This window comes from Arthrobacter sp. 01T425 (assembly GCF_056398725.1).
On record NZ_JBFTPY010000019.1, the window covers coordinates 44,172 to 63,913 of the forward strand.

The following is a 19,742-nucleotide window of genomic DNA, read 5'->3' on the forward strand; positions in this document are numbered from 1 at the left end:
GGACTCTGTGCTCGAATCCGTGACTTCCGCCGCCTTGGCCAGCGCCATGGACGGGCTGGCACTGCGCCAGCGGACCATCGCGAACAACATCGCGAACGTCAACACGCCGAATTACCACGCGAAGCGCGTCAGCTTCGAGGACGCCCTCGCAGCGTCGGTGCAGTCCGGGAACGGCCGCGTCCAGGCAACCACGGCGGAGTCCCTGGAGCCCACGCAGCTGAACGGCAACAACGTCAACCTGGACACCGAAACCCTGTCCAACATCGACACCGTGCTGCGTTTCCAGTTCGCCGCACGCGCCGTCAACACCGAGTTCACCGCCGTGCGCTCCGCCCTGAGGACCAGCTGATGACCTTCGACATGATCGGCATCGCCGGCTCCGCCCTCACTGTCCACCGCAAGTGGCTCGATGCCGTCTCGGACAACCTCGCCAACATGAACAACGCCTCCGCCACGTCCGGCCCCGCCTTCCAGGCCCGGTATGTCGAGGCCGCGGAGGGCTCGCAGGGCTCGGGCGTGTACGTCAAGAGCACCCAGCTCGGCAACGCCGAGGGCAGGATCGTCTACCAGCCGGATCACCCGCTGGCGGACGCCAACGGCAACGTGAAGTACCCGGACATTGACATGGCCGAACAGATGGGTGCGCTCATCATCGCCCAGCGCGGCTACCAGGCCAACGCGCAGGTGGTGGATCGCGCCCGCGAAACCTACATGGCCGCCCTTGAGATTGGACGCTCCTAATGACTGTCGCCCCCATCGCCCCCGTCCAGGGCGTCCTGCCGACAAACTATGTGACGGGCGCCGGAGCGGCACCCGTGGCCGGCACTGACGGCTCCGCCTTCGCCACTTCCCTCACCGGCGCGGTGGATAACCTCCAGCAGCTGCAGTCGACGTCGAACCAGCTGGCTGTGTCCGCCGTGACCGGCAACCTGGATGACATCCACAACGCCACGCTTGCCGCGACCCGGGCGCAGGTGACGCTGGAGCTCATGGCCACCATGCGCAACAAGGGCGTTGACGCGTTCAACGAGATCATGAGGATGCAGGCCTGATGCCTCCGCAGATTAACGCTTTCTTCCAGCGCTTCGGCGCGGGCCTGAAGAGTTTCACCGCCGGCCAGCGCACCATCGCCGTGATCGGCGCTGCCCTGCTGGTGGTGGGCATTGTTGCCCTGTCCGCCTGGCTTACCCGCCCTGTGCTGACCCCGCTGTTCTCCGGCCTCCAGACCACCGACGCCAACGGCATCGTCGAACAGCTCCGCAAGGACAACGTTCAGTACGAGCTCAGCGACGGCGGATCCACCATCCTGGTGCCGCAGGACAAGGTCTACGACGAGCGCCTCAAGGCAGCGGCCGCGGGCCTGCCGACTGCCGCCGCCACCGGCTACTCCCTGCTGGACAAGATGGGCGTGACGTCCTCGGAATTCCAGCAGTCCGTCACGTACAAGCGCGCCCTCGAGGGCGAACTTGCCAGCACCATCTCCGCCATGGACGGCGTGAAGACCGCCGCCGTCCGGCTCGCCATCCCCGAGAAAACAGTGTTTGTGTCCAAGGCCCCGGACACCACCGCCTCAGTGTTCATCGAGACCGACGCCGGCGCTGCCCTGACCGGTGACAAGGTGCAGGCGATCGTCCACCTGACCTCCGCCGCCATCGAAAACCTCAAGCCCTCCAACGTCTCCGTGGTCGATTCGCAGGGAAACGTGCTCTCCACCGTCGGCGGCGGGACCGCAGGATCGTCCACCAAGCAGGCCAGCGACTACCAGCAGCGCACCTCGGACGCCGTCCGCGCGGTCATGGACCGCGTGGTGGGCCCAGGCAACTCCACGGTCGCCGTCGCCGCCGACGTGACGGGCGAATCGGCGCAGCAGAAGAGCGAGACTTTCTCCAATGCCGAGGGCGCCCTGCCGCTGAGTGAATCGTCCAAGACCGAGAAATACACCGGAACCGGGGGAGGCGCCGCGGGCGTCCTCGGTCCGGACAACATCGCTGTTCCCGGCGGCACGAGCGGCAACGGCAACTTCGATTCCTCCACCGAAACCAAGAACAACGCGGTCAACAAGGTCACCGAGGACCGGACCATCCCGGCCGGTGCCATCAAGCGGCAGACAATTTCCGTCGCCGTCAGCCAGGCCGCCGCCGGCGGCCTGAACCTGGCGTCGCTGAAGAACCTCGTCACCTCCGCAGCCGGGGCCGACACCGCGCGCGGCGATATTGTCACGGTCGAGGTTGTGCCGTTCAGCACCGCAGCCGCCGACGACGCCGCCAAGGCGCTCGCCGAGGCCCAGGCCAACGCCGAAGCCGAGAAGCAGGCCGCGTTCTTCGGAACCCTCGTCACCGCAGGCAGTATCCTGCTGGGCCTGCTGATCCTGGCCCTGGTGGTCACGATCATCCTGCGGCGCCGCCAGAAGCGCGAGCCCGTGGACCTCGGCGAACGCCTGGACCTGGAGATCATGCCGGTGGCCCCGCCTGTGGTGGCCCTTCCGCCGGCGACGTCGGCGATCCCGATCACCGCCCTGCCCCCGCTTCCGGGCCCGAGCACCGAACAGCTGGAATCCGAGCGCCGCCGGTTTGAAATCGACAACATGGTCGCCGCCAACCCGGAACGGGCCGCCGATTACCTGCGCAGCCTCATGGATGACAGGCAACCGGCATGAAACCCGCCGATACGCCCCTGACCGGCACCCAGCGCGCCGCCGTCGTCCTGATGCAGATGAGCCCCGAGAACGCCGCCAAGGTCATGGCCCAGCTCACGGACACCGAGGCGGAGGAGATTGCCGGGGAGATCGTCAAGCTCCGGAAGGTGGACTCTGACGTCACCGAGCAGATCATGAAGGACTTCCACCAGGCCGCGCTGACAACCACGCGCCAGGCCCGGGGCGGCCGGGAACTCGCCGAGGGCCTGCTGGAGGCGTCCTTCGGCTCGGAACGGGCCGCCGGGCTCATGAACCGCCTGACCGTCAATATGGCCGGCAAGTCCTTCGAGTTCCTCGAAGACATCGAACCCGTGCAGATCCTGGCCCTGATCGACGGCGAACTGCCGCAGACCATCGCCCTGGTCCTCGCCCACCTCAGCCCGCGCAAGGCCTCGGCCGTGATGTCCGGGCTGCCCGGCTCGCTGCGCGCCGACGTCGCGCTCAGCATCGCCACCATGGGATCCGGCGCGCCCGAGGCGATCGGGATCGTCGCCGACACCCTCAAACTCCGCGGCGGCGCCGCCGTGTCCCAGCAGGCCTCGAAGGTGGTGGGCGGCATCCAGCCGCTGCTGGAGATCATCAACCGGACCGACGCCGGCACGGAACGGTCCGTGCTGGACGGCCTGGACCTGCTCGATCCCGACCTCGCGGTGGAGATCCGGGCCCAGATGGTGACGTTCGACGACATTGTGAAGCTGGAACGCCGCGACGTGCAGCTGGTGCTGCGCGGACTTGACGCGGCCGTCCTGGCGACGGCGATGAAGGGTGCCTCCGAGCCGGTCCTGGAAACCATCACGACGAACGTCTCCGGGCGCAACCTGGAAATCCTCGAATCCGAGATCGCCGCCCTGGGACCCCTGCGTGCCTCGCAGATCGAAGAGGCCCGTGCCGCCGTCGTCCGGTCCATCCGCGAGCTCGAGGCCGAAGGCCAGATCACCATCCAGCGCGGGGACGAAGAAGACTATGTCTACTGACAACGGCGCGGCCAACGCCCCGGCGCGCGTCGTCTTCCCGTCGCTGCGGGCCAACGGCCCGGCCGCCGAACAGGCCGGCTACACCGAAGGCCACGCCGCGGGCTACGCCGCCGGTGTGCGCGCCGCAGCGAAAGAGCAGCGCCGCTGGCGGGACCGGATGGCCGCCGAGCAGGCGGCCTCCCTGGCCGCCGGACAGCAGGACCTGGACCGTGCCGTGCGCGCCCTCGCCGTCGCCAGGACAGACTTTGCGCACCGCAACGTGCAGGCGCTGCAGGACGCCGAGGAAATCCTGGCCCGCACGGCGCTGGAACTGGCCGAGGCCATCCTCGGCTACGAACTGGCCGAAGGCACCCGGACCGCCCGGGCCGCCCTGGCCCGCGCCCTCTCCGGGAATGACTCCGCCACGGTACTGGCAATCCGGCTGCACCCGGCGGACATCGACGTCCTCAGCCGGGAAGGCCAGGAACTGCCCGCCGGGCTGCCGCTCATCGCGGACCCCTCCCTGGGCCGCGGCGACGCGAAGGTCGAATACCAGCAGGGCTGGTTCGACGCCAGCCTCCGCACCGCCCTGGGACGTGCCCGCACGGCGCTGCTGGGAGAGGCAGCGTCGGCAGAGGGCCCGCTGGGTGGCGCATTGGTGGGAGACACCGTGCCGGGAGACGTCGTGCCGGGAGACACCGTGCCGGGAGAATCCGGCCGGGCCGAATTCGGTGCCGGCGCCTACCGGGGCCAGGCATGATCGCCGAGTGGCGGCCGAAGGGCGCCGACTATGCCGCCGCGCTGGCCGCGGCCGCCCCGCAACGGGTCGGCGTCGTCACCTCGGTCATCGGGCTGGGCCTGGAAGTGTCGGGTCTGGACTGCGCCCTTGGTGACCTCGTGACCGTGGGCGGGAACCCGGGCCTTGACGCCGAAGTCGTCGCGGCGCTGGACGGCTCCGTGCGCTGCATGCCGCTGGGCCGGCTGGCCGGCGTGGCTGCCGGTGACCCGGTGCGCGCCAAAGGCAGCGCGGTATTGGTTCCCACCGGGCGGGGCCTGTTCGGCCGGGTCCTTGACGGCCTGGGACGCCCGATCGACGGCAAGGGTCCGCTGCTCAGCGGGCCGCGAGTGCCGATCGACAACGAGGCACCGAACGCCATGAAACGCGCCCGCATCGACACCGCGCTGCAGACCGGCGTGCGCGTCCTGGACACCATGACCACGCTCGGCAAGGGCCAGCGCATGGGCCTGTTTGCCGGCTCAGGGGTCGGCAAATCCTCCCTCCTCTCGATGATCGCCCGCGGAACCGACGCCGAAGTCTCGGTGATCGCCCTCGTTGGCGAACGCGGCCGCGAAGTCCGCGAGTTCCTCGAAGACGACCTCGGCGCCGTCGGCCTGGCGCGCTCCGTCGTGGTGGTCGCCACCTCCGACGAACCCGCCCTGATGCGCATGCGCGCGGCCTTCACCGCCACCCGCATCGCCGAGTCCTTCCGCGACCAGGGCCAGGATGTGGTGCTCATGATGGACTCCCTGACCCGGGTGGCCATGGCGCAGCGCGAGATTGGCCTCTCGGCCGGCGAGCCCCCTGCCACCCGCGGCTACCCGCCGTCGACCTTTTCCATCCTGGCCCGGCTGTTGGAACGCGCCGGCACGGCCGAGACCGGCTCAGTTACCGGCATCTACACCGTGCTCGTGGACGGCGATGACCATAACGAGCCCATCGCCGACGCCGCCCGCTCCATCCTGGACGGCCACGTGGTGCTGGACCGCAAACTCGCCGTCACCGGGCACTTCCCGTCCGTGGACGTGCTCGGATCCGTGTCCCGGGTGGCCAGCAAGGTCAATTCCCGGCCACACCTCGACGCCGCCGCCACGCTCCGCCGGGTCCTCGCGGCCCGCAAGGCGGCACAGGACCTGATCGACGTCGGCGCCTACCAGGCCGGGACCAACCCGCTGGTGGACGCTGCGCTGAACCACGAGCACGACGTCAGCGGTTTCCTCCAGCAGCCGATGGACGAATCCACGGCCCACCCCGAGTCCTGGCAACGGCTCGGCCACCTCACTTCGATCCTGGGAGCAGCAGCATGAACCGCGAATTCTCACTGGCCGGCCTCCTGCGCCTCCGCCAGCTCCAGCAGGACCAGGCGGCAACCGGGCTGGCGCGCGCCCGCTCACGTTCCAGCTCCGTCCGGGTCCGAGAAGCCGCCGCCCGCCGCGAACTTGCCGCCACGGATGACCCCATCTCCAGCTCGGCCTCACTGCGCGCCGTGGCGGCCGCCCGGTCATCCGCGCACAGCATGCTCGCGGACCTGCAAAACCTCACCCACCTGGCCGAGGCCGACGAAGCCAACGCCCGGGCCGAGTTCATCGCTGCCCGCACGCGGTCCGTGGGGCTGGAAAAACTGCAAGCCCGGCACGACGCCGAGGTCAACTCCGCGGACCTGCGCGCCGAGCAGTCGGCCCTCGATGAGATCGCCTCGACGCTCTGGCACCGCGATGAGCAGCAGGTGAAGCCATGAGCATGACTGAAGCGATCGGCCGGATGCAGGGCATCCAGTCGATGATCGCGGAATTGAGCCGGCCTGCGGCCACGGAAACCAGCGCAGCCGCTGCCAAGGCTGCGGCTGCTACCTCGCTCGCGTCCGCAACCGGCACCGGCGACTCCGCCACGTTCACCCAGGCACTTGCCGCGGCACTGGGCGGCAGTGGCGCAACGGATGCCGCCTCCCTCACGGACAGCCTGGGCCTGGGCTCCTCACTGGGCACGTCACTGGGCATTGGCGGCACATTCGGACCAGGTAGCGCTGCGGCGGCCGGGACGGCCGCGCTCACCGGCGCCCAGGCAGCCGGAACCGTACATACCGGTGGGGCCGCGACGGGCAATGACGTGGTGGCCGTGGCGAAGAAGTACATCGGTGTTCCCTATGTGTGGGGCGGCACCAATCCGGCCTCCGGCATGGACTGCTCCGGCTTCACCCAGCGGGTCTTCAAGGACCTCGGCGTGGAGCTTCCCCGTGTGGTGAGCGACCAGATGCGCCAGGGCACCCCGGTGGCGTCCCTCGCAGAAGCGAAACCCGGAGACCTCCTGGTGAGCTTCGGCGGCAACCACATTTCCATCTACCTGGGCAACGGCAAGGCGATCGACGCACCCGTGCCGGGCAAGACCATCCAGATCCGCGACGCCTGGGAGCAGCAGTCCAACCTGACCTCCATCCGGCGCATCGTTCCCGCAGGGGCTGCATCATGAAGGCGGCGGCATCGACGGAGCTTGCGGCCGCGCTGGGGGCGACCGTCCGGGCGGCCCGGCAGGGCGCGGACCCGCGGCCCGGCAGCGAAAACGGAAACACAGCCGCCGCGTCCTTCGACGCAGTCCTCAACGACGTCCAGGGCGCAGCGGGCAACGGCACCGCGGCAGAGCCTGGCGCCGCTAAGGCTGTACCGGCGGCCGATGACACGGCGGCCGAACTGCCGCAGCCCGACGGCGCCACGGACCCCGCTTCGCTGAGCGGCACCGCTGCGAACACTGTGACGGGGGCCGACGCTGCTTCCGGGACCGCGCCGGGGACCGACGCTGCTTCGTCCGGTATCACCAGCCCCGGGCCGGCCCCGCACGTTCCGGCCCCGTACGTTCCGGCCCCGCACGTTCCAGCCCAGTACGGCACGGCCGAATTCCCGCCGGCCCAGTTTGTCTCCTATACACAACGTGGTCAGGCTGGTCAGGCTGCGCTGCCCGGACAGTCGGCGCAGGCGGTAGCCCCGCCGTCGGACAGCAACGATGGTTCCCGTACTGCCGCACCGGCCATCACTGCGTCCGCGGCCTCGGCGGTCCTTCCCGACGAGTTGCCGGCCGCCGCCGCGCATTCCCCGGCCGTCGCGACCCCGGGATTGGCCGCAACGCGGCGCCAGACTGTGGCCGCCGTCCCCGCTGGGACCATGCCGGACGGTAAGCCGAACGCCGCTGCGGCCTCGCAGACGGCGGGCGCGGTCCCGCTGGCCGGGCCCAAGGCCGCCGCCGGCGGACCGGTCAACCGGCCGGTCAATGGGAACGATCCTGCCCCGACGGCTGCGCCCGTCGACGCCGTGGCCACCGCACCGGCTACTGTTGCGGCCGCGCCGCTGGCTACTGTCGCGGCCGCGCCGCTGGCCTCGACTGCCACCGGCGCCGCGGGGACCACCCCTGCGACAGGTCCCGTTCCGGTGCTCAGTGGCCCACCTAAGGCTGCTGCACCTGCCGGGCCAACGCAGGCAGTCCCGGTGCAGGCCGGCGCCACACCTCCGGCCGCCGCCGCGGCACCGGGCGCGGCAGCGGCGGCGCAGACTGCCCAGGGACTTGGGTCTGGTCATGGTGCGTCGCCGGCGGCCACCACCGCGGCCGTGTCCGCGCGGGCGGTCAACGGATCAGACGTCGCCGCCGTCGCTCCCTCCGCGCCCGGACAAGCGCCGACGTCGCTGACCACCTCACCCGGCACGACCCCGTCCGGTCCGGCGCCATCCGGCAGCCCCGGAGCCGGCACCGGATCCTCCGGCAGCATGTCCACCGGAACCGGAACCGGAACCGGAACCGGAACCGGAACCGCACCCGCCCCCGCACCCGCAAACGCACCCGCACACGCCCCCGCTCCTTTCCACGCCGGCGTCCTGACGGAACCAGTCGCGGCACCGGTGCCCAACGCCGCCCAGGCTCGGTCCAATCCGGAAAGCGACGCCCCCGCGGCGGCCGCCTTCCCCGTCCAGCCGACTGTGGCGGCGGCAACCGTGGTCCAGGCCGTGCCCCAGCCGGCTGCCCAGGCCGCTGCGCAGCCGGCGTTCCAGTCGGCGTCCCCGCCGGCGCCCCATTACGCGGCGCCCCTCCAGTCCCAGCTGGCCAAACCGCTTTTCACCCTCGTGGGGGCACCCCAGGGCCAGCACATCATGACCCTCAAGGTCAGCCCGGAGGATCTCGGTCCACTCACGGTCCGGGCCCAGATCGACGCCGCAGGCGTCCGGATTGAGCTGTTCGCCCCGGGCGATGCGGGACGTGAAGCCGTCCGCGGAATCCTGCCCGAACTCCGCAGGGAACTCCACGGCGCCGGATTCGCGGCCAGCCTTGACCTCTCAGACCACAACGGTCCCGGTTTCGGGCAGCACGGGGCCCAGCACGGCACGGGCCAGGACCGGACGGGGACCGGCGGCCAGTTCGGCACCGGCCGGGACCCCGGCGGCAGCGGCTCGGGCCCCGGCGGCAGCGGCTCCGGCCCGGGCGACCGGAACGGGCCGCGGCCCGGAAACCGCTGGGATGCACTGGCCGATGATCAAGCCATACGCACCGCCAGGCTGTTGAACGGCCCCCAGACCACCCTCGACATTCTTGTCTGACACGAAGGAACGCGACTTATGACGATTCAGCCGATCGCATCCCAGCCGGTAACGGCGGCGGGGGAGGCCACCCAGGCCTCTGCCGTGCGGACCCCCTCGCAGACCATGGATGCCAACGTGTTCATGTCCCTGCTCGTGACGCAGCTCAAGAACCAGAACCCGAGCGCGCCCATGGACACCAACCAGATGATGAGCCAGACCCTTCAGCTCTCCATGATGGAAAAAATGACCGAACTGACCACCAACAGCAAGGAGGGCTTCTCCCTCCAGATGCGGACGGCGGCAGCCCAGCTGATCGGACACTCGGTCGGCTACACCCTCGCGGACGGCACCACCGGGACCGGCGTCGCCAGTTCCGTCAGCTATGCGGGATCGGTTCCGTCCGTCACGATCGGCGACCTTTCCGTTCCCCTCGACTCCATCACCGGGCTTACGGCTCCGGCCGCTTCCTAACCAGTTCTTCACCCGTAGAAAGGCAGTTCCCATGCTCCGCTCGCTGTACTCCGGAATCTCGGGCCTCCGCGCCCACCAGACCATGCTGGACGTTACTGGCAACAACATCGCCAACGTCAACACCGCAGGCTTCAAGGCCTCCTCCACCCAGTTCCAGGACACCCTGTCCCAGCTGCAGCAGGGCGCCACCGGCCCGCAGGCCGCGACCGGCGGCAGCAACCCCGCCCAGATCGGCCTGGGCGTCCGGGTTGCCGGCGTCACCACCAACTTCTCCCAGGGCTCATCGCAGAGCACCGGCCGGGCCACCGACCTGATGATTTCCGGTGACGGCTTCTTCGTCACCAGCAAGGGCGGCAGCCAGCTCTTCACCCGCGCCGGCGCGTTCAGCCCGGACGCAGCCAACCAGCTGGTAAGCCCCGACGGCGGCATCCTCCAGGGCTGGACCGCCACCAACGGTGTGATCAACGCGGGAGGCCCCGTTGGCGACATTACGCTGAACCCCAACACCATGGTGGCCAAGAAGACCGACTCGGTGACGCTGGACGGAAACCTGCCCAGCGACGCCGTCGACGGCACCAAGTTGGACCGTCTCGTCAAGGTTTACGACGCCGCCGGCACCGAACGCAGCGTGTCAATGACCTTCACCAAGGCCGGAAGCACCTGGAACATCGCCGCCGACGACAACGGCACCACAGCCACCGGGTCTGTGACCTACACGAACGGCAAGCCCACCGCAGGCGGCAACGTCACCGTCAACGGCATCACCATCGATGTCTCCAAGGTTTCCGGCTACGCTGCCATGAGCTCGCTGACCGTCAGCGGCCAGAACGGTGCCCCCGTCGGCAAGCTCGAGTCCTACACGCTGGGCAGCGACGGCTCCCTGGTCGGGTCATTCAGCAACGGCATCAAGCAGGTCCTCGCCAAGATCGCCCTCGCCAAGTTCACCAACCCGGGCGGCCTGGAGAAGGCCGGCGGCTCCTCCTACGTCGCAACCGGCAACTCCGGCGGCGTGCAGCTCGGTGCTGCGGGCGACCCCGGCCTTGGCACCCTGACCGGCGGCTCGTTGGAAATGTCGAACGTGGACCTGTCCCAGGAATTCACCAACCTGATCGTTGCGCAGCGCGGTTTCCAGGCCAACGCCCGCATCATCACCACCTCGGATGAGGTTCTCCAGGAACTGACCCAGCTCAAGCGCTAATGAGCGGAATCGTGCTTGTCCCCTAAGGATTCGGGAGACAGCTTCGGGTTTCCGGTATTGCCGGACCCGGAGCTGTCTCCCCGGATCACACCTCAGGGGGGCGTTTGCGTTCCGGCGTCCGGCAGCCACGTCGTCGCGTTAGCGGCAGCACGTCGTCGCGTTAGCATTGGTCCCAACACGTCTGTCCAGGAGGGCACATGCCGTACATCGTTGACTTCGAGACCGTTTCTACCGTCGGCCTGGAATCGTCGCCCGTCTCCGAGGCCCTCGCCGGGTTGCGCGCCAACGAGGCCCGCTATTACCGGAATAAGTACGGCCACGCCTTCACCGTGAGCCCCGCGAGCGAAGTTCCTGACGTGGTTGACCGGGTGAGCCGCATCCTCCGGGATGAACGCGAGATCGTGATCGGCTCCCGCCCGCTGGAGGCGACCGCCTTCGAAGTCGACGGTTTGCGGATGGCCTATGTTTTTTACGAGTCGGGACTGTCGGTCAACGTCATGTACAGCATCGAGGACGGCGGGAAGAGAGCGGTGGGGTTCAAACTTGCCGACGGCATGGAAGTTCCGGAGGAATTGGCGCCGCGCTTCAAGTTCGCCCGCCAAAAGTCGAAGCTGGCGGGCGTTATTCGCGGCTCCTACTTCGTGATCAAGGGCGAGTACTGATCGGGCTCACCCCCGCATTTCAGGTTGCGGGACGCAGCCGGGCAATCCGGAAAGTGAGTTTCTGGGATTGGGGTTCCATATTTTCGACGTGATCATTAGCGGCGGCGGCCCGACGGGGATGATGCTGGCCAGCGAGTTGCGGCTGCACGACGTGGACGTGCTCGTGCTGGAGAGGGACGCGGAGCCGAGCCAGGCGGTCCGTTCGCTCGGCCTGCACCCGCGCAGCATCGAGATCATGGACCAGCGCGGGCTGCTGGACCGGTTCCTCGCCCACGGGCAACAGTATCCCGGCGGCGTGGGTCGCTTCGCCGGGATCGACAAGCCCCGGCCGGTGAACCTGGACACCGCACACGGCTACGTCCTTGGCATCCCCCAGCCGGTCACCGATCGCCTGCTGGCCGAGCGCGCCGGTGAGCTCGGCGCCCAGATCCGCCGCGGCTGCGAGGTGGCAGGGGTCGAGCAGGACGAGGACGCGGTGAGCGTCGAACTCGCTGACGGCACACGGCTGCGCTCGCGCTGGCTGGTCGGCTGCGACGGCGGACGCAGCCTGGTGCGCAGACTGCTCGGCATCGGCTTCCCCGGCGAGCCGGCCAAGACCGAGTGGCTCCTGGGCGAGGTGAAGGTGACCGCGGCGCCGGACCAGCTGGCCGCGGTCGCCGAGGAGGTGCGCAAGACCCACAAGGGGTTCGGCATCGGCCCCGCCGGAAACGGCCTGTACCGCGCCGTCGTGCCCGCGGCGGCCGTGGCCGAGGACCGCTCAGTCCCGCCGACGCTGGAGGAGTTCCGGACGCAGCTGCGGGCGTTCGCAGGCACCGACTTCGGCGTCCACTCACCACGCTCCCTGTCCCGTTTCAGCGACGCCACCCGGCTTGCCGAGCAATACCGGGTGGGCCGCATTCTGCTCGCCGGCGATGCGGCGCACGTCCACCCGCCACTGGGAGGGCAGGGACTGAACCTCGGCATCCAGGACGCCTTCAATCTCGGCTGGAAGCTCGCCGCCGAGGTCAAAAGGTGGGCGCCTGACGGGCTGCTGGACAGTTATTACGCCGAGCGTCACCCGGTCGCCGAAGGCGTGCTGACCATCACCCGCGCCCAGAGCGAGCTTCTGTCCACCGAGCCCGGCCCGCAGGCCGTGCGGCGGCTGCTGAGCGAGCTGATGGACTTCGAGGACGTCAGCCGTTTCCTGGCCGAGAAGATTACCGCGATCGGGGTCCGCTACGACTTCGGCGAAGGACCCGAGCTGCTCGGCAGGCGACTGCGCGACATTCCTCTGTCGCGGGGCCGTCTCTACGAACTCACCCGCAAAGGCCGCGGGCTCCTGCTGGACCAGACCGGCGAACTCTCCGTGGCAGGATGGGCGGACCGGATCGACCACGTCGCGGACGCCAGCGGGGAACTGGACGCGCCCGCGGTCCTGCTCCGGCCGGACGGCCACGTCGCATGGATCGGCGACGACCAGGACGACCTGCTCCACCACCTGCCGACATGGTTCGGGGCCGCCCTCGAGGGCACCGGAGACGGTCACGATCGCCGCCCCTGACGCCGTGCGCGCCGTCAGGCAGCCTGCCAGGTCACGGGAAGCTGTTTCGCCCCGTAGACGATCATGCTTTCCATCCGCTCCAACTGCGCGTCGGGGTCCACCGCAAGCCCCGGCAGCCGTGAGAGCACGGCCTCCAGCGCGATCCTGGCCTCCAGCCGCGCCAGGGGCGCCCCCAGACAGAAATGGATGCCCTGCCCGAAGGCGAGGTGACGGTTGGGTGAGCGTTCGACGTCCAACTCGTCCGGGCTCGGGAACTGCTCCCCGTCGCGGTTCGCCGAGCCGATCCAGGCAATGACCGGTGAGCCTGCCGGGATGGTGCGGCCGCGCACGGTCGTGTCGACGGCTGAGAGCCGGTACATGGACTGGACGGGGGAGCGGTAGCGCAGCACCTCTTCGATGGCGTGCGGGAGCAGGGTAGGCTCGGCGACGAGGCGTTCCGCCGTGCCCGGCGATTCGGTGAAGCACAGCACCGCATTGCCGATCAGGTTGGTGGTGGTCTCGTTTCCCGCCACGAGCAACAGGCTGCAGAATCCCAGCAACTCGATGGGGCTGAGCTTCTGCCCGTCGATCTCGGCCGCGAGGAGCGCGCTGATCAAATCATTGCCCGGCCGGTGCCGCCGCTCCTCGATCATGCCCATGAAGTACTCCGCCATTTCCCGGTTGGCTGCGGTGTGGACGGAATCGTCGGCGCCCGGGCGGGTCTGGCTCACGATCACGTCGGACCACAGCTTGAACCGGTCCCGGTCAGAGGCCGGAATGCCCATGAGTTCGGCGATTACGATCACCGGAAGCGGATAGGCGAGCTGTTCGACCAGGTCCGTGGCGCCGCCGGCCACCACCGGCTCCAGCAGCTTGTCGGTCAGTTCCGAGATGCGCGGGGCGAGCGCTTCGACTGCCCGCGGCGTGAACGCCTGCGTCACGAGCGAACGCAACTGGCGGTGCCGCGGCGGGTCCGTGTTGACCAGGCTGGCGGCGAAGAGCTGGCCCGTTTCGGAGGGGTTGTCCCCACCCATCCGGGAAGAAAATGTGGCGTGTTCGGACAGGACCCGCTGCACGTCGTCGTAGCGGAACACGTGCCAGACGCCGGTGTCCGGGTCCTGGAAAACGGGTTCACTGTCCCGCATGGCTGCGTAGCGGGGAAACGGGTTCAACGGCTGCTCAAAATCCGGAAATGGCGCCATGGCTGGCCTTCCTGATGAGGCGGGCGGCCGTCGTTTCCTGGCACTGGGCCAACTGCACGGGACGAACTGCGGTGGAGCAGACGTCCAACGGGGCGGGCCGGGTGGCCCCGTCAGATCCCACCCTAATACCGCGCGGCGGCCTTGGCACGGGGAATGTTGCTGCGCCGGCCGCCCCCGGGCACCGGCACGTTGACAAGGCGCCTGACGACGGCGCCTAACGAAGGGGCCCCGGCTGCCGACAGTACGGAGGAGAACACCCTTCCCCTCACAGAGCAGAATCGGCCCATGATCGTCGTCACACGCCTCAACGGAACGCGCTTCGCGGTCAATCCGGACCTCATTGAACGCATCCACGAGAGCCCGGATACGCACTTGGTGACACTCGATGGCGCCGCCTACGTGGTGCTCGAAAGCCTCGCCGAGGTGGTCGAGCTCATCGCAGAGTACCGGGCGTACATCCTGAGCAAAGCCCGGGACTTTCCGGCCATCACCGGCTATCCCCTCAGCCTGGTCCGGACTGAAGACCCGGACGACGACCCCTACGACGACGGCGCCGGTCCCACGGCGCCCGCGCAACCCAGAAAGTAACGATGGATCCCGCAACAGTCATCGGACTGCTCCTCGCCTTTGGCTCCGTTATCGCCATGGTGTCGCTCGAGGGCGCCAGCCTGTCGGCGTTGCTCCTCCCGGCCCCCATGATCCTGGTCTTCGGCGCCACGCTCGCCGTCGGGATCGCCGGAAACACCCTCAAAGACGTCGTCCAGGCCTTCAAAGCCCTCCCCAAGATGTTCCTCGGCAAAACCGCCAAGCCGCAGGAAAGCATTGACCAGATGGTCCGCTTCGCCGAAAAGGCGCGCAGCGAGGGCCTGCTTTCCCTGGAAGAGGAAGCGGCCAGCGTCAAGGACCCCTTCCTTGCCCGTGCCCTGCAGAACATCGCCGACGGCACCGACGCCGAGGACCTCCGGATGCTCATGGAGGACGAGATCGACTCCAAGTCACGGAGCGATCACGCCAACTCCAAATTCTTCGCGAGCCTCGGCGGCTATGCCCCCACCGTGGGCATCATCGGCACCGTGGTATCCCTGACCCACGTCCTGGAAAACCTCTCCACCCCGGACCACCTCGGCCCGATGATCGCGGCAGCCTTCGTCGCCACCCTGTGGGGCCTGCTGTCCGCCAACTTCATCTGGCTTCCCTTCAGCGCCCGGATGGCCCGGCTCTCGGAACTGGACATCGAACGGATGACGCTGCTCATGGAAGGCATGCTGTCGGTCCAGTCCGGTGCCCAGCCGCTTCTGCTGGCCGAACGGCTCCGCGCCATGGTCCCCGAGCACCAGCTCAAGAGCTCCGGCAAGAAGGCCGGCGCTGACAAGTCCGACAGGATGGACGAGGCAGCGTGAGCCCGAGGCGGCGCGGGCGGAAGAAGCCGGAAGAACACCACGTCGACGAACGCTGGATGGCGTCCTACATGGACATGGTCACCGTGCTGATGTGCATGTTCATCGTCCTCTTCGCGATGTCCACGGTGGACGCCAACAAGTTTGAAAAGCTCCGCAACTCCCTGGCCACGGGATTCGGCGCAGTCGCGACGGAAACGGTGGATACGGCGTCGGGCACAGTGGTGCCGCCGGAACTCGTGAAAGAGGACCTCGAGGCGTTCGCCGCCGTCAAGGGCGCGGCCACCGCATCCCCCGAGAATATGGCTGAAGCGATCAAGGAAGTGGACAAACTCAAGGCGCTGCAGCAGAAAATGCAGGCCGGCCTGGCGGCAGCCGGGCTGAGCGAGAACGTCGAGTTCCAGATCGACCAGCGCGGCCTGACGGTCAAGCTCGTCGGATCGCAGGCTTTCTTCGAACCTGACCGGCCCGAGCTCACCTCCCGGGCCTCCCGGGTGCTGCAGGTCATCTCACCGGTCCTCAAACCGGCCGGCATGGAAATCATGGTCGAAGGCCACGCCGCGAACGGCATCACGGCCTACCCCTCGACGTGGGAACTGTCCTCGGCGCGCGCCGTCAATGTCCTGCGGTACATGGTGGACCGCGGCGGCATAGCCCCCGGCACGATCGGTGCCGTCGCGTTCGGTTCTGCCCGCCAGGTCAACGACGACTCCACGCCGGCGCTCATGGAGCGAAACCGCCGGGTGGACATCGTGGTCATTTCCGACAAGCCCGACGTCGTCCGGGCACTGATTCCGGAGGCCTTGAAACTCAGCGAGAAGTAGCCGTTCCCGGCTACGGCGGATCGCCTGGGTTCTTTGCCGGAGTTTTGCCTGCATTTTTGCCTCCGGCAGATTGCTTACGCCACGAGTTCCCTTGCCGATAGTGGCAACCGTGAGTGTTCTGGATGAGCGGGAAGTGGCACGGGAGCGGACCGTCAGCGTCTATGACTTCCGCCGTCCTGCGACGCTCGCGCGCGAACACAGCCGGGTGCTGGAGCTCGCCTTCGAAACCTTCGCCCGCCAGTGGGGCACCCAGCTCACCGCCAAGGTCCGCGTCAAGTCCGTGGTGCGCCTGGAAGACGTCAGCATGCTCAGCTACGACGAGTACGCCGCCTCGCTGCCCGCCGTCACCGCCATGGTCCTGTGCACCGTGGAGGCCCACGATTCCAAGCTCGTGGTGCAGTTCCCCGGCCCGGCCGCCCTCGGCTGGGTCAACCGCATGCTCGGCGCCACCAACGATTCGCCCATGCCGGACCGCAAGTTCACCCAGATCGAGCAGGCGCTGATCAAGGGCCTGATGGACGAGGCCCTCGAAGACCTCGGCTATTCCCTGGGCCCGCTGCTCAGCGAGGCCGTCCGGGTGGACACCATCCAATACAACTCCCAGTTCGCCCAGGCCGCCGCACCCAGCGAACTGATGATCGTTGCCTCCTTCACCATGAGCGTCGGCGACGTCAACGCGCCCGCCACACTGGCCGTTCCGGCCGGAATCCTGCTGGGGCGGCTCAAGAAGGTCAACCCGACCGACTCCCGCGAAGACGCGGCCGCCCGCGTCAGCGCCCAACTGGAGCAGGTCCCGGTGGAACTGTCCGTACGGCTCTCGACGTCGTTCGTTACCCCGAGCCAGGTCCTGGGTCTCGCCGTCGGTGACGTCCTGACACTGCCGCACCTGGAGAACCGGCCCTTTGACCTCACCCTGGACGGAACCCGGCTGGCCACTGCCGCCCCGGCCCGCAACGGCTCCCGCGCGGCCGCAGTAATTGTCACAATCGAGGAGAACCAACGATGAGCATCACCCTGACCAAGCACGAAATGTCGGCGGAACGGCTCGTCGAGGAGCTCCCGAGCCCGGTGGCCCTGAAGGTTGTCGCGCTGGTGCCTGCCCGGTCCGCGGCGGCCTACGCCCGGCAGGCGGTCACGGCGACCTTCGTCGGCGCGGTGACCGCCGACCTCGCCCTCATGCTCAGCGACCGCACCTTCCTTGACGAGGCCGCCGGCGCGGGGTCCCAGCTGGGCCACGTCTCCGTGACCGACGTGCTGCGCCCCGCGATGGAAAGCGCCAGCTCAGTCTTCGGGGCCGGTGTCCTGTCCGACCTGCGTGAATCCGACGTCTCAGGGCTCCTCTCGGATCCCGACACGGCCGTCTTTGAACTCTCCGACGGCAGCAACGCTGCGGCCTGGTTCGCCGTCCGGCTCCGCGAACACAGCAACAGCCAGGAACGCGGCGGGGACCTGTTCGCCGGCGGGGACACCGTGGCCGGCCGGCTCGGCCGGATCAACAACATTGAAATGGCCCTGACCGTGGAGATCGGACGCACCCGGATGTCGGTCCGGGACGTCCTGTCGCTGGAACCGGGCAAGATCATCGAACTGGACCGCTCCGCCGGCGCCCCGGCCGACGTCCTGCTCAACGGCCGCCTGATCGCGCACGGCGAAGTCGTGGTCCTCGACCAAGACTACGCGGTGCGGATCACCCGGATCCTCGACGTGGCCGAGGGGCTCAGCTGAATGGACGCACTGATCCTCGGGCTGCGGGTAGTCGTGGCCTTGGGCGCGGTGCTTGGCCTCATGTGGTTCCTGCAGCACCGGCTGGGCAAGGGCACCGGACGGCGCCGGGCTGACCGCGCCTTGACCATCGTCAGCCGGCAGAGCCTCGGACAAAAAGCCTCCGTGGTGGTGGTCGACGCCGCCGGGCAGCGCTTCCTCCTGGGCGTCACCGAGCACGCCGTCAACGTCCTGCACACCGGGGACATTCCGCCCGAACCCGAAGAAGTCGCGGTCCCCGGCACCAGCCGCGGCTTGGGCGATTTCGCCCGGATCCTCGCTGACGCCAGCCCGCTCGCCGGCAACCACTTCAGCAGCCAGCCGGCCATGCCGGCAGGTGATGCCGCCGCTGACGGCGACGATTTTGCGGACGGTGTCGACGCCGACGATTTCGCCGACGGTCAGAACGGTGTCCGGGAGTTGCCGCCGTCCCGCCGCAGCTCCCTTCACCGCGGCTCCGCGGCCCGCGGCCACGCCGGCCGCGTCAGCGCCGGCGGCGGGTCGGCCCATCCGCCGCTGCACGGCTCCATCCTGTCCGGCTCCACCTGGAAGCAGGCTGCCGCCGCGCTCAGGAGCGGACGCCGCAATTGATCTTCCCGCTCCCCACCAGCACCACCCGCCCGCGACCAGCTGGCGCAAGACCCCTCAGGCTCCTGGCCCTGGGGCTCGCCGCCGTGCTCTTTGCCGTCCTCCTGCTGTGGCTCAATGCCTCGGCAGGCCACGCCGCACCCATCGACCCTGTTGCGCCGGTGCCCCCGGCCGACCCTGCCAATCCCGACGGCGGGAACATCAACATCCAGATCAACGGGATGGACGGGAAACCTTCCTCCGCTGTCCTGACCCTGATCAGCATCACCCTCTTGGCCGTTGCGCCCTCGCTGTTGCTGATGATGACGTCCTTCACCAAGATCTTTGTGGTCCTGGCAATGACCCGCAACGCGCTGTCCCTGCCCTCCATCCCGCCGAACCAGGTCCTGGCCGGGCTGGCTCTGTTCCTCTCGATCTTTGTGATGTGGCCCGTCATCAACGAGATGAACACCCTCGGCGTCCAGCCCTACCTCAACGGCACACTGGACTTCAACGGTGCCGTCAGCGCCGCATCGGGTCCGCTGCAGCACTTCATGCTCGCCCACACGCGCGAGGAGGACATCGCCCTGATGTCCCGTGCCGCCGGAGCCGAGAACCCGGCCACGCCTGAGGCCGTGCCGCTGCAGACCCTCATCCCGGCGTTCATGATCTCCGAACTCCGTGCCGCGTTCATCATCGGCTTCGTCATCTTCATCCCGTTCCTCGTGATTGACCTCGTGGTGTCCGCGGCCCTGATGTCCATGGGCATGATGATGCTCCCGCCCGTCATGATCTCGCTGCCCTTCAAGATCCTGCTCTTCGTGCTCGTGGACGGCTGGGGCCTGATCATCACCGCGCTCATCCAGAGCTATGCGGGTTCAGGATGAACGCCAACGCGGTCCTGGACATCTGCCTCCAGGCCATGATCGTGGCCGCCAAGCTCTCCGCGCCCGTGCTGGTCACGGCGCTGGTGGTGGGCCTGGCCATCTCCCTGCTGCAGTCCATCACGCAGCTGCAGGAAGCCACGCTGTCCTTCGTGCCGAAGGCTGCCGCGGTGGCCGTGGCCCTGATTGTCTGCGGACACTGGATGATCTCGGAGATGGTGGGCTTCACCAACGACCTCTTCGCGAAGATTCCGTCCCTGCTCGGAGGCCTGTGA

At 68.5% G+C, this 19,742-nt stretch carries 23 protein-coding genes; 22 read left to right on the forward strand and 1 reads right to left on the reverse strand.

Annotated features, from left to right (window positions below; translation table 11 throughout):
- Positions 1 to 7 precede the first annotated feature (7 nt).
- The 14 genes from flgB (at position 8) to rox (ending at position 12,853) form a co-directional block, all read left to right on the forward strand.
- Complete coding sequence (gene flgB / locus AC1DNG_RS18200; RefSeq protein WP_028277071.1) at positions 8 to 349, forward strand: flagellar basal body rod protein FlgB; 342 nt, start codon at positions 8 to 10, stop codon at positions 347 to 349.
- Entirely contained in the window at positions 349 to 741 is a 393-nt protein-coding gene (locus AC1DNG_RS18205; RefSeq protein ID WP_079555549.1) for a flagellar basal body rod protein FlgC, read from the forward strand. Before flgB ends, AC1DNG_RS18205 begins: the two co-directional genes overlap by 1 nt.
- Entirely contained in the window at positions 741 to 1,052 is a 312-nt protein-coding gene (gene fliE, locus AC1DNG_RS18210) for a flagellar hook-basal body complex protein FliE (protein ID WP_028277073.1), read from the forward strand. The genes AC1DNG_RS18205 and fliE overlap by 1 nt, the downstream gene beginning before the upstream one ends.
- Positions 1,052 to 2,656, forward strand: a complete 1,605-nt coding sequence (fliF, locus tag AC1DNG_RS18215; RefSeq protein ID WP_028277074.1) for a flagellar basal-body MS-ring/collar protein FliF — start codon at positions 1,052 to 1,054, stop codon at positions 2,654 to 2,656. Before fliE ends, fliF begins: the two co-directional genes overlap by 1 nt.
- Positions 2,653 to 3,669 carry a flagellar motor switch protein FliG gene (gene fliG / locus AC1DNG_RS18220; protein WP_476887934.1) on the forward strand — a complete coding sequence of 339 codons (1,017 nt, stop codon included), beginning with the start codon at positions 2,653 to 2,655 and terminating at the stop codon, positions 3,667 to 3,669. The genes fliF and fliG overlap by 4 nt, the downstream gene beginning before the upstream one ends.
- Positions 3,659 to 4,408, forward strand: a complete 750-nt coding sequence (locus tag AC1DNG_RS18225) for a FliH/SctL family protein (protein WP_476887935.1) — start codon at positions 3,659 to 3,661, stop codon at positions 4,406 to 4,408. The genes fliG and AC1DNG_RS18225 overlap by 11 nt, the downstream gene beginning before the upstream one ends.
- Positions 4,405 to 5,733: a FliI/YscN family ATPase gene (locus AC1DNG_RS18230; protein ID WP_476887936.1), complete on the forward strand. Its 1,329-nt coding sequence runs from the start codon at positions 4,405 to 4,407 to the stop codon at positions 5,731 to 5,733. Before AC1DNG_RS18225 ends, AC1DNG_RS18230 begins: the two co-directional genes overlap by 4 nt.
- Complete coding sequence (locus tag AC1DNG_RS18235; RefSeq protein ID WP_026538968.1) at positions 5,730 to 6,164, forward strand: flagellar FliJ family protein; 435 nt, start codon at positions 5,730 to 5,732, stop codon at positions 6,162 to 6,164. Before AC1DNG_RS18230 ends, AC1DNG_RS18235 begins: the two co-directional genes overlap by 4 nt.
- Positions 6,161 to 6,892, forward strand: a complete 732-nt coding sequence (locus tag AC1DNG_RS18240; protein WP_476887937.1) for a C40 family peptidase — start codon at positions 6,161 to 6,163, stop codon at positions 6,890 to 6,892. Before AC1DNG_RS18235 ends, AC1DNG_RS18240 begins: the two co-directional genes overlap by 4 nt.
- Positions 6,889 to 9,000, forward strand: coding sequence for a flagellar hook-length control protein FliK (locus tag AC1DNG_RS18245; RefSeq protein WP_476887938.1), 2,112 nt, complete (start codon positions 6,889 to 6,891; stop codon positions 8,998 to 9,000). The genes AC1DNG_RS18240 and AC1DNG_RS18245 overlap by 4 nt, the downstream gene beginning before the upstream one ends.
- An 18-nt stretch (positions 9,001 to 9,018) precedes the next feature.
- Positions 9,019 to 9,453: a flagellar hook assembly protein FlgD gene (locus AC1DNG_RS18250; protein ID WP_018775811.1), complete on the forward strand. Its 435-nt coding sequence runs from the start codon at positions 9,019 to 9,021 to the stop codon at positions 9,451 to 9,453.
- 31 nt (positions 9,454 to 9,484) lie between these two features.
- On the forward strand, positions 9,485 to 10,651 hold the full coding sequence (locus AC1DNG_RS18255) for a flagellar hook protein FlgE (RefSeq protein ID WP_028277079.1): 1,167 nt from the start codon (positions 9,485 to 9,487) through the stop codon (positions 10,649 to 10,651).
- A 197-nt stretch (positions 10,652 to 10,848) separates the two neighbouring features.
- A complete protein-coding gene (locus AC1DNG_RS18260) occupies positions 10,849 to 11,313 on the forward strand; it encodes a phage tail protein (protein WP_476851543.1) in 465 nt (154 codons plus the stop codon).
- Positions 11,314 to 11,392: 79 nt separating this feature from the next.
- The gene (gene rox, locus AC1DNG_RS18265) at positions 11,393 to 12,853 is read left to right on the forward strand and encodes a rifampin monooxygenase (RefSeq protein WP_476887948.1); all 1,461 of its coding nucleotides are present in this window, start codon (positions 11,393 to 11,395) and stop codon (positions 12,851 to 12,853) included.
- Positions 12,854 to 12,867: 14 nt separating this feature from the next.
- On the opposite strand, the gene AC1DNG_RS18270 is transcribed toward rox, so the two are convergent.
- Positions 12,868 to 14,034 carry a cytochrome P450 gene (locus AC1DNG_RS18270; protein ID WP_476887939.1) on the reverse strand — a complete coding sequence of 389 codons (1,167 nt, stop codon included), beginning with the start codon at positions 14,032 to 14,034 and terminating at the stop codon, positions 12,868 to 12,870.
- A gap of 285 nt (positions 14,035 to 14,319) precedes the next feature.
- On the opposite strand from AC1DNG_RS18270, the gene AC1DNG_RS18275 reads away from it, so the two are divergent.
- The 8 genes from AC1DNG_RS18275 to fliQ all read left to right on the forward strand — a co-directional run bounded on the left by AC1DNG_RS18275 (position 14,320) and on the right by fliQ (position 19,742).
- Positions 14,320 to 14,622, forward strand: coding sequence for a flagellar FlbD family protein (locus AC1DNG_RS18275; protein ID WP_018775806.1), 303 nt, complete (start codon positions 14,320 to 14,322; stop codon positions 14,620 to 14,622).
- Positions 14,623 to 14,624: 2 nt separating this feature from the next.
- Complete coding sequence (locus AC1DNG_RS18280; RefSeq protein ID WP_028277084.1) at positions 14,625 to 15,434, forward strand: motility protein A; 810 nt, start codon at positions 14,625 to 14,627, stop codon at positions 15,432 to 15,434.
- Positions 15,431 to 16,255: an OmpA/MotB family protein gene (locus AC1DNG_RS18285; RefSeq protein WP_079555607.1), complete on the forward strand. Its 825-nt coding sequence runs from the start codon at positions 15,431 to 15,433 to the stop codon at positions 16,253 to 16,255. The genes AC1DNG_RS18280 and AC1DNG_RS18285 overlap by 4 nt, the downstream gene beginning before the upstream one ends.
- Before the next feature lie 109 nt (positions 16,256 to 16,364).
- Complete coding sequence (locus AC1DNG_RS18290) at positions 16,365 to 17,261, forward strand: flagellar motor switch protein FliM (RefSeq protein ID WP_223914317.1); 897 nt, start codon at positions 16,365 to 16,367, stop codon at positions 17,259 to 17,261.
- A complete protein-coding gene (fliN, locus tag AC1DNG_RS18295) occupies positions 17,258 to 17,980 on the forward strand; it encodes a flagellar motor switch protein FliN (protein ID WP_028277087.1) in 723 nt (240 codons plus the stop codon). Before AC1DNG_RS18290 ends, fliN begins: the two co-directional genes overlap by 4 nt.
- Positions 17,981 to 18,607 carry a flagellar biosynthetic protein FliO gene (gene fliO, locus AC1DNG_RS18300; RefSeq protein WP_476851541.1) on the forward strand — a complete coding sequence of 209 codons (627 nt, stop codon included), beginning with the start codon at positions 17,981 to 17,983 and terminating at the stop codon, positions 18,605 to 18,607.
- On the forward strand, positions 18,604 to 19,470 hold the full coding sequence (gene fliP / locus AC1DNG_RS18305; RefSeq protein ID WP_476872221.1) for a flagellar type III secretion system pore protein FliP: 867 nt from the start codon (positions 18,604 to 18,606) through the stop codon (positions 19,468 to 19,470). Before fliO ends, fliP begins: the two co-directional genes overlap by 4 nt.
- On the forward strand, positions 19,467 to 19,742 hold the full coding sequence (gene fliQ / locus AC1DNG_RS18310) for a flagellar biosynthesis protein FliQ (RefSeq protein WP_079555610.1): 276 nt from the start codon (positions 19,467 to 19,469) through the stop codon (positions 19,740 to 19,742). The genes fliP and fliQ overlap by 4 nt, the downstream gene beginning before the upstream one ends.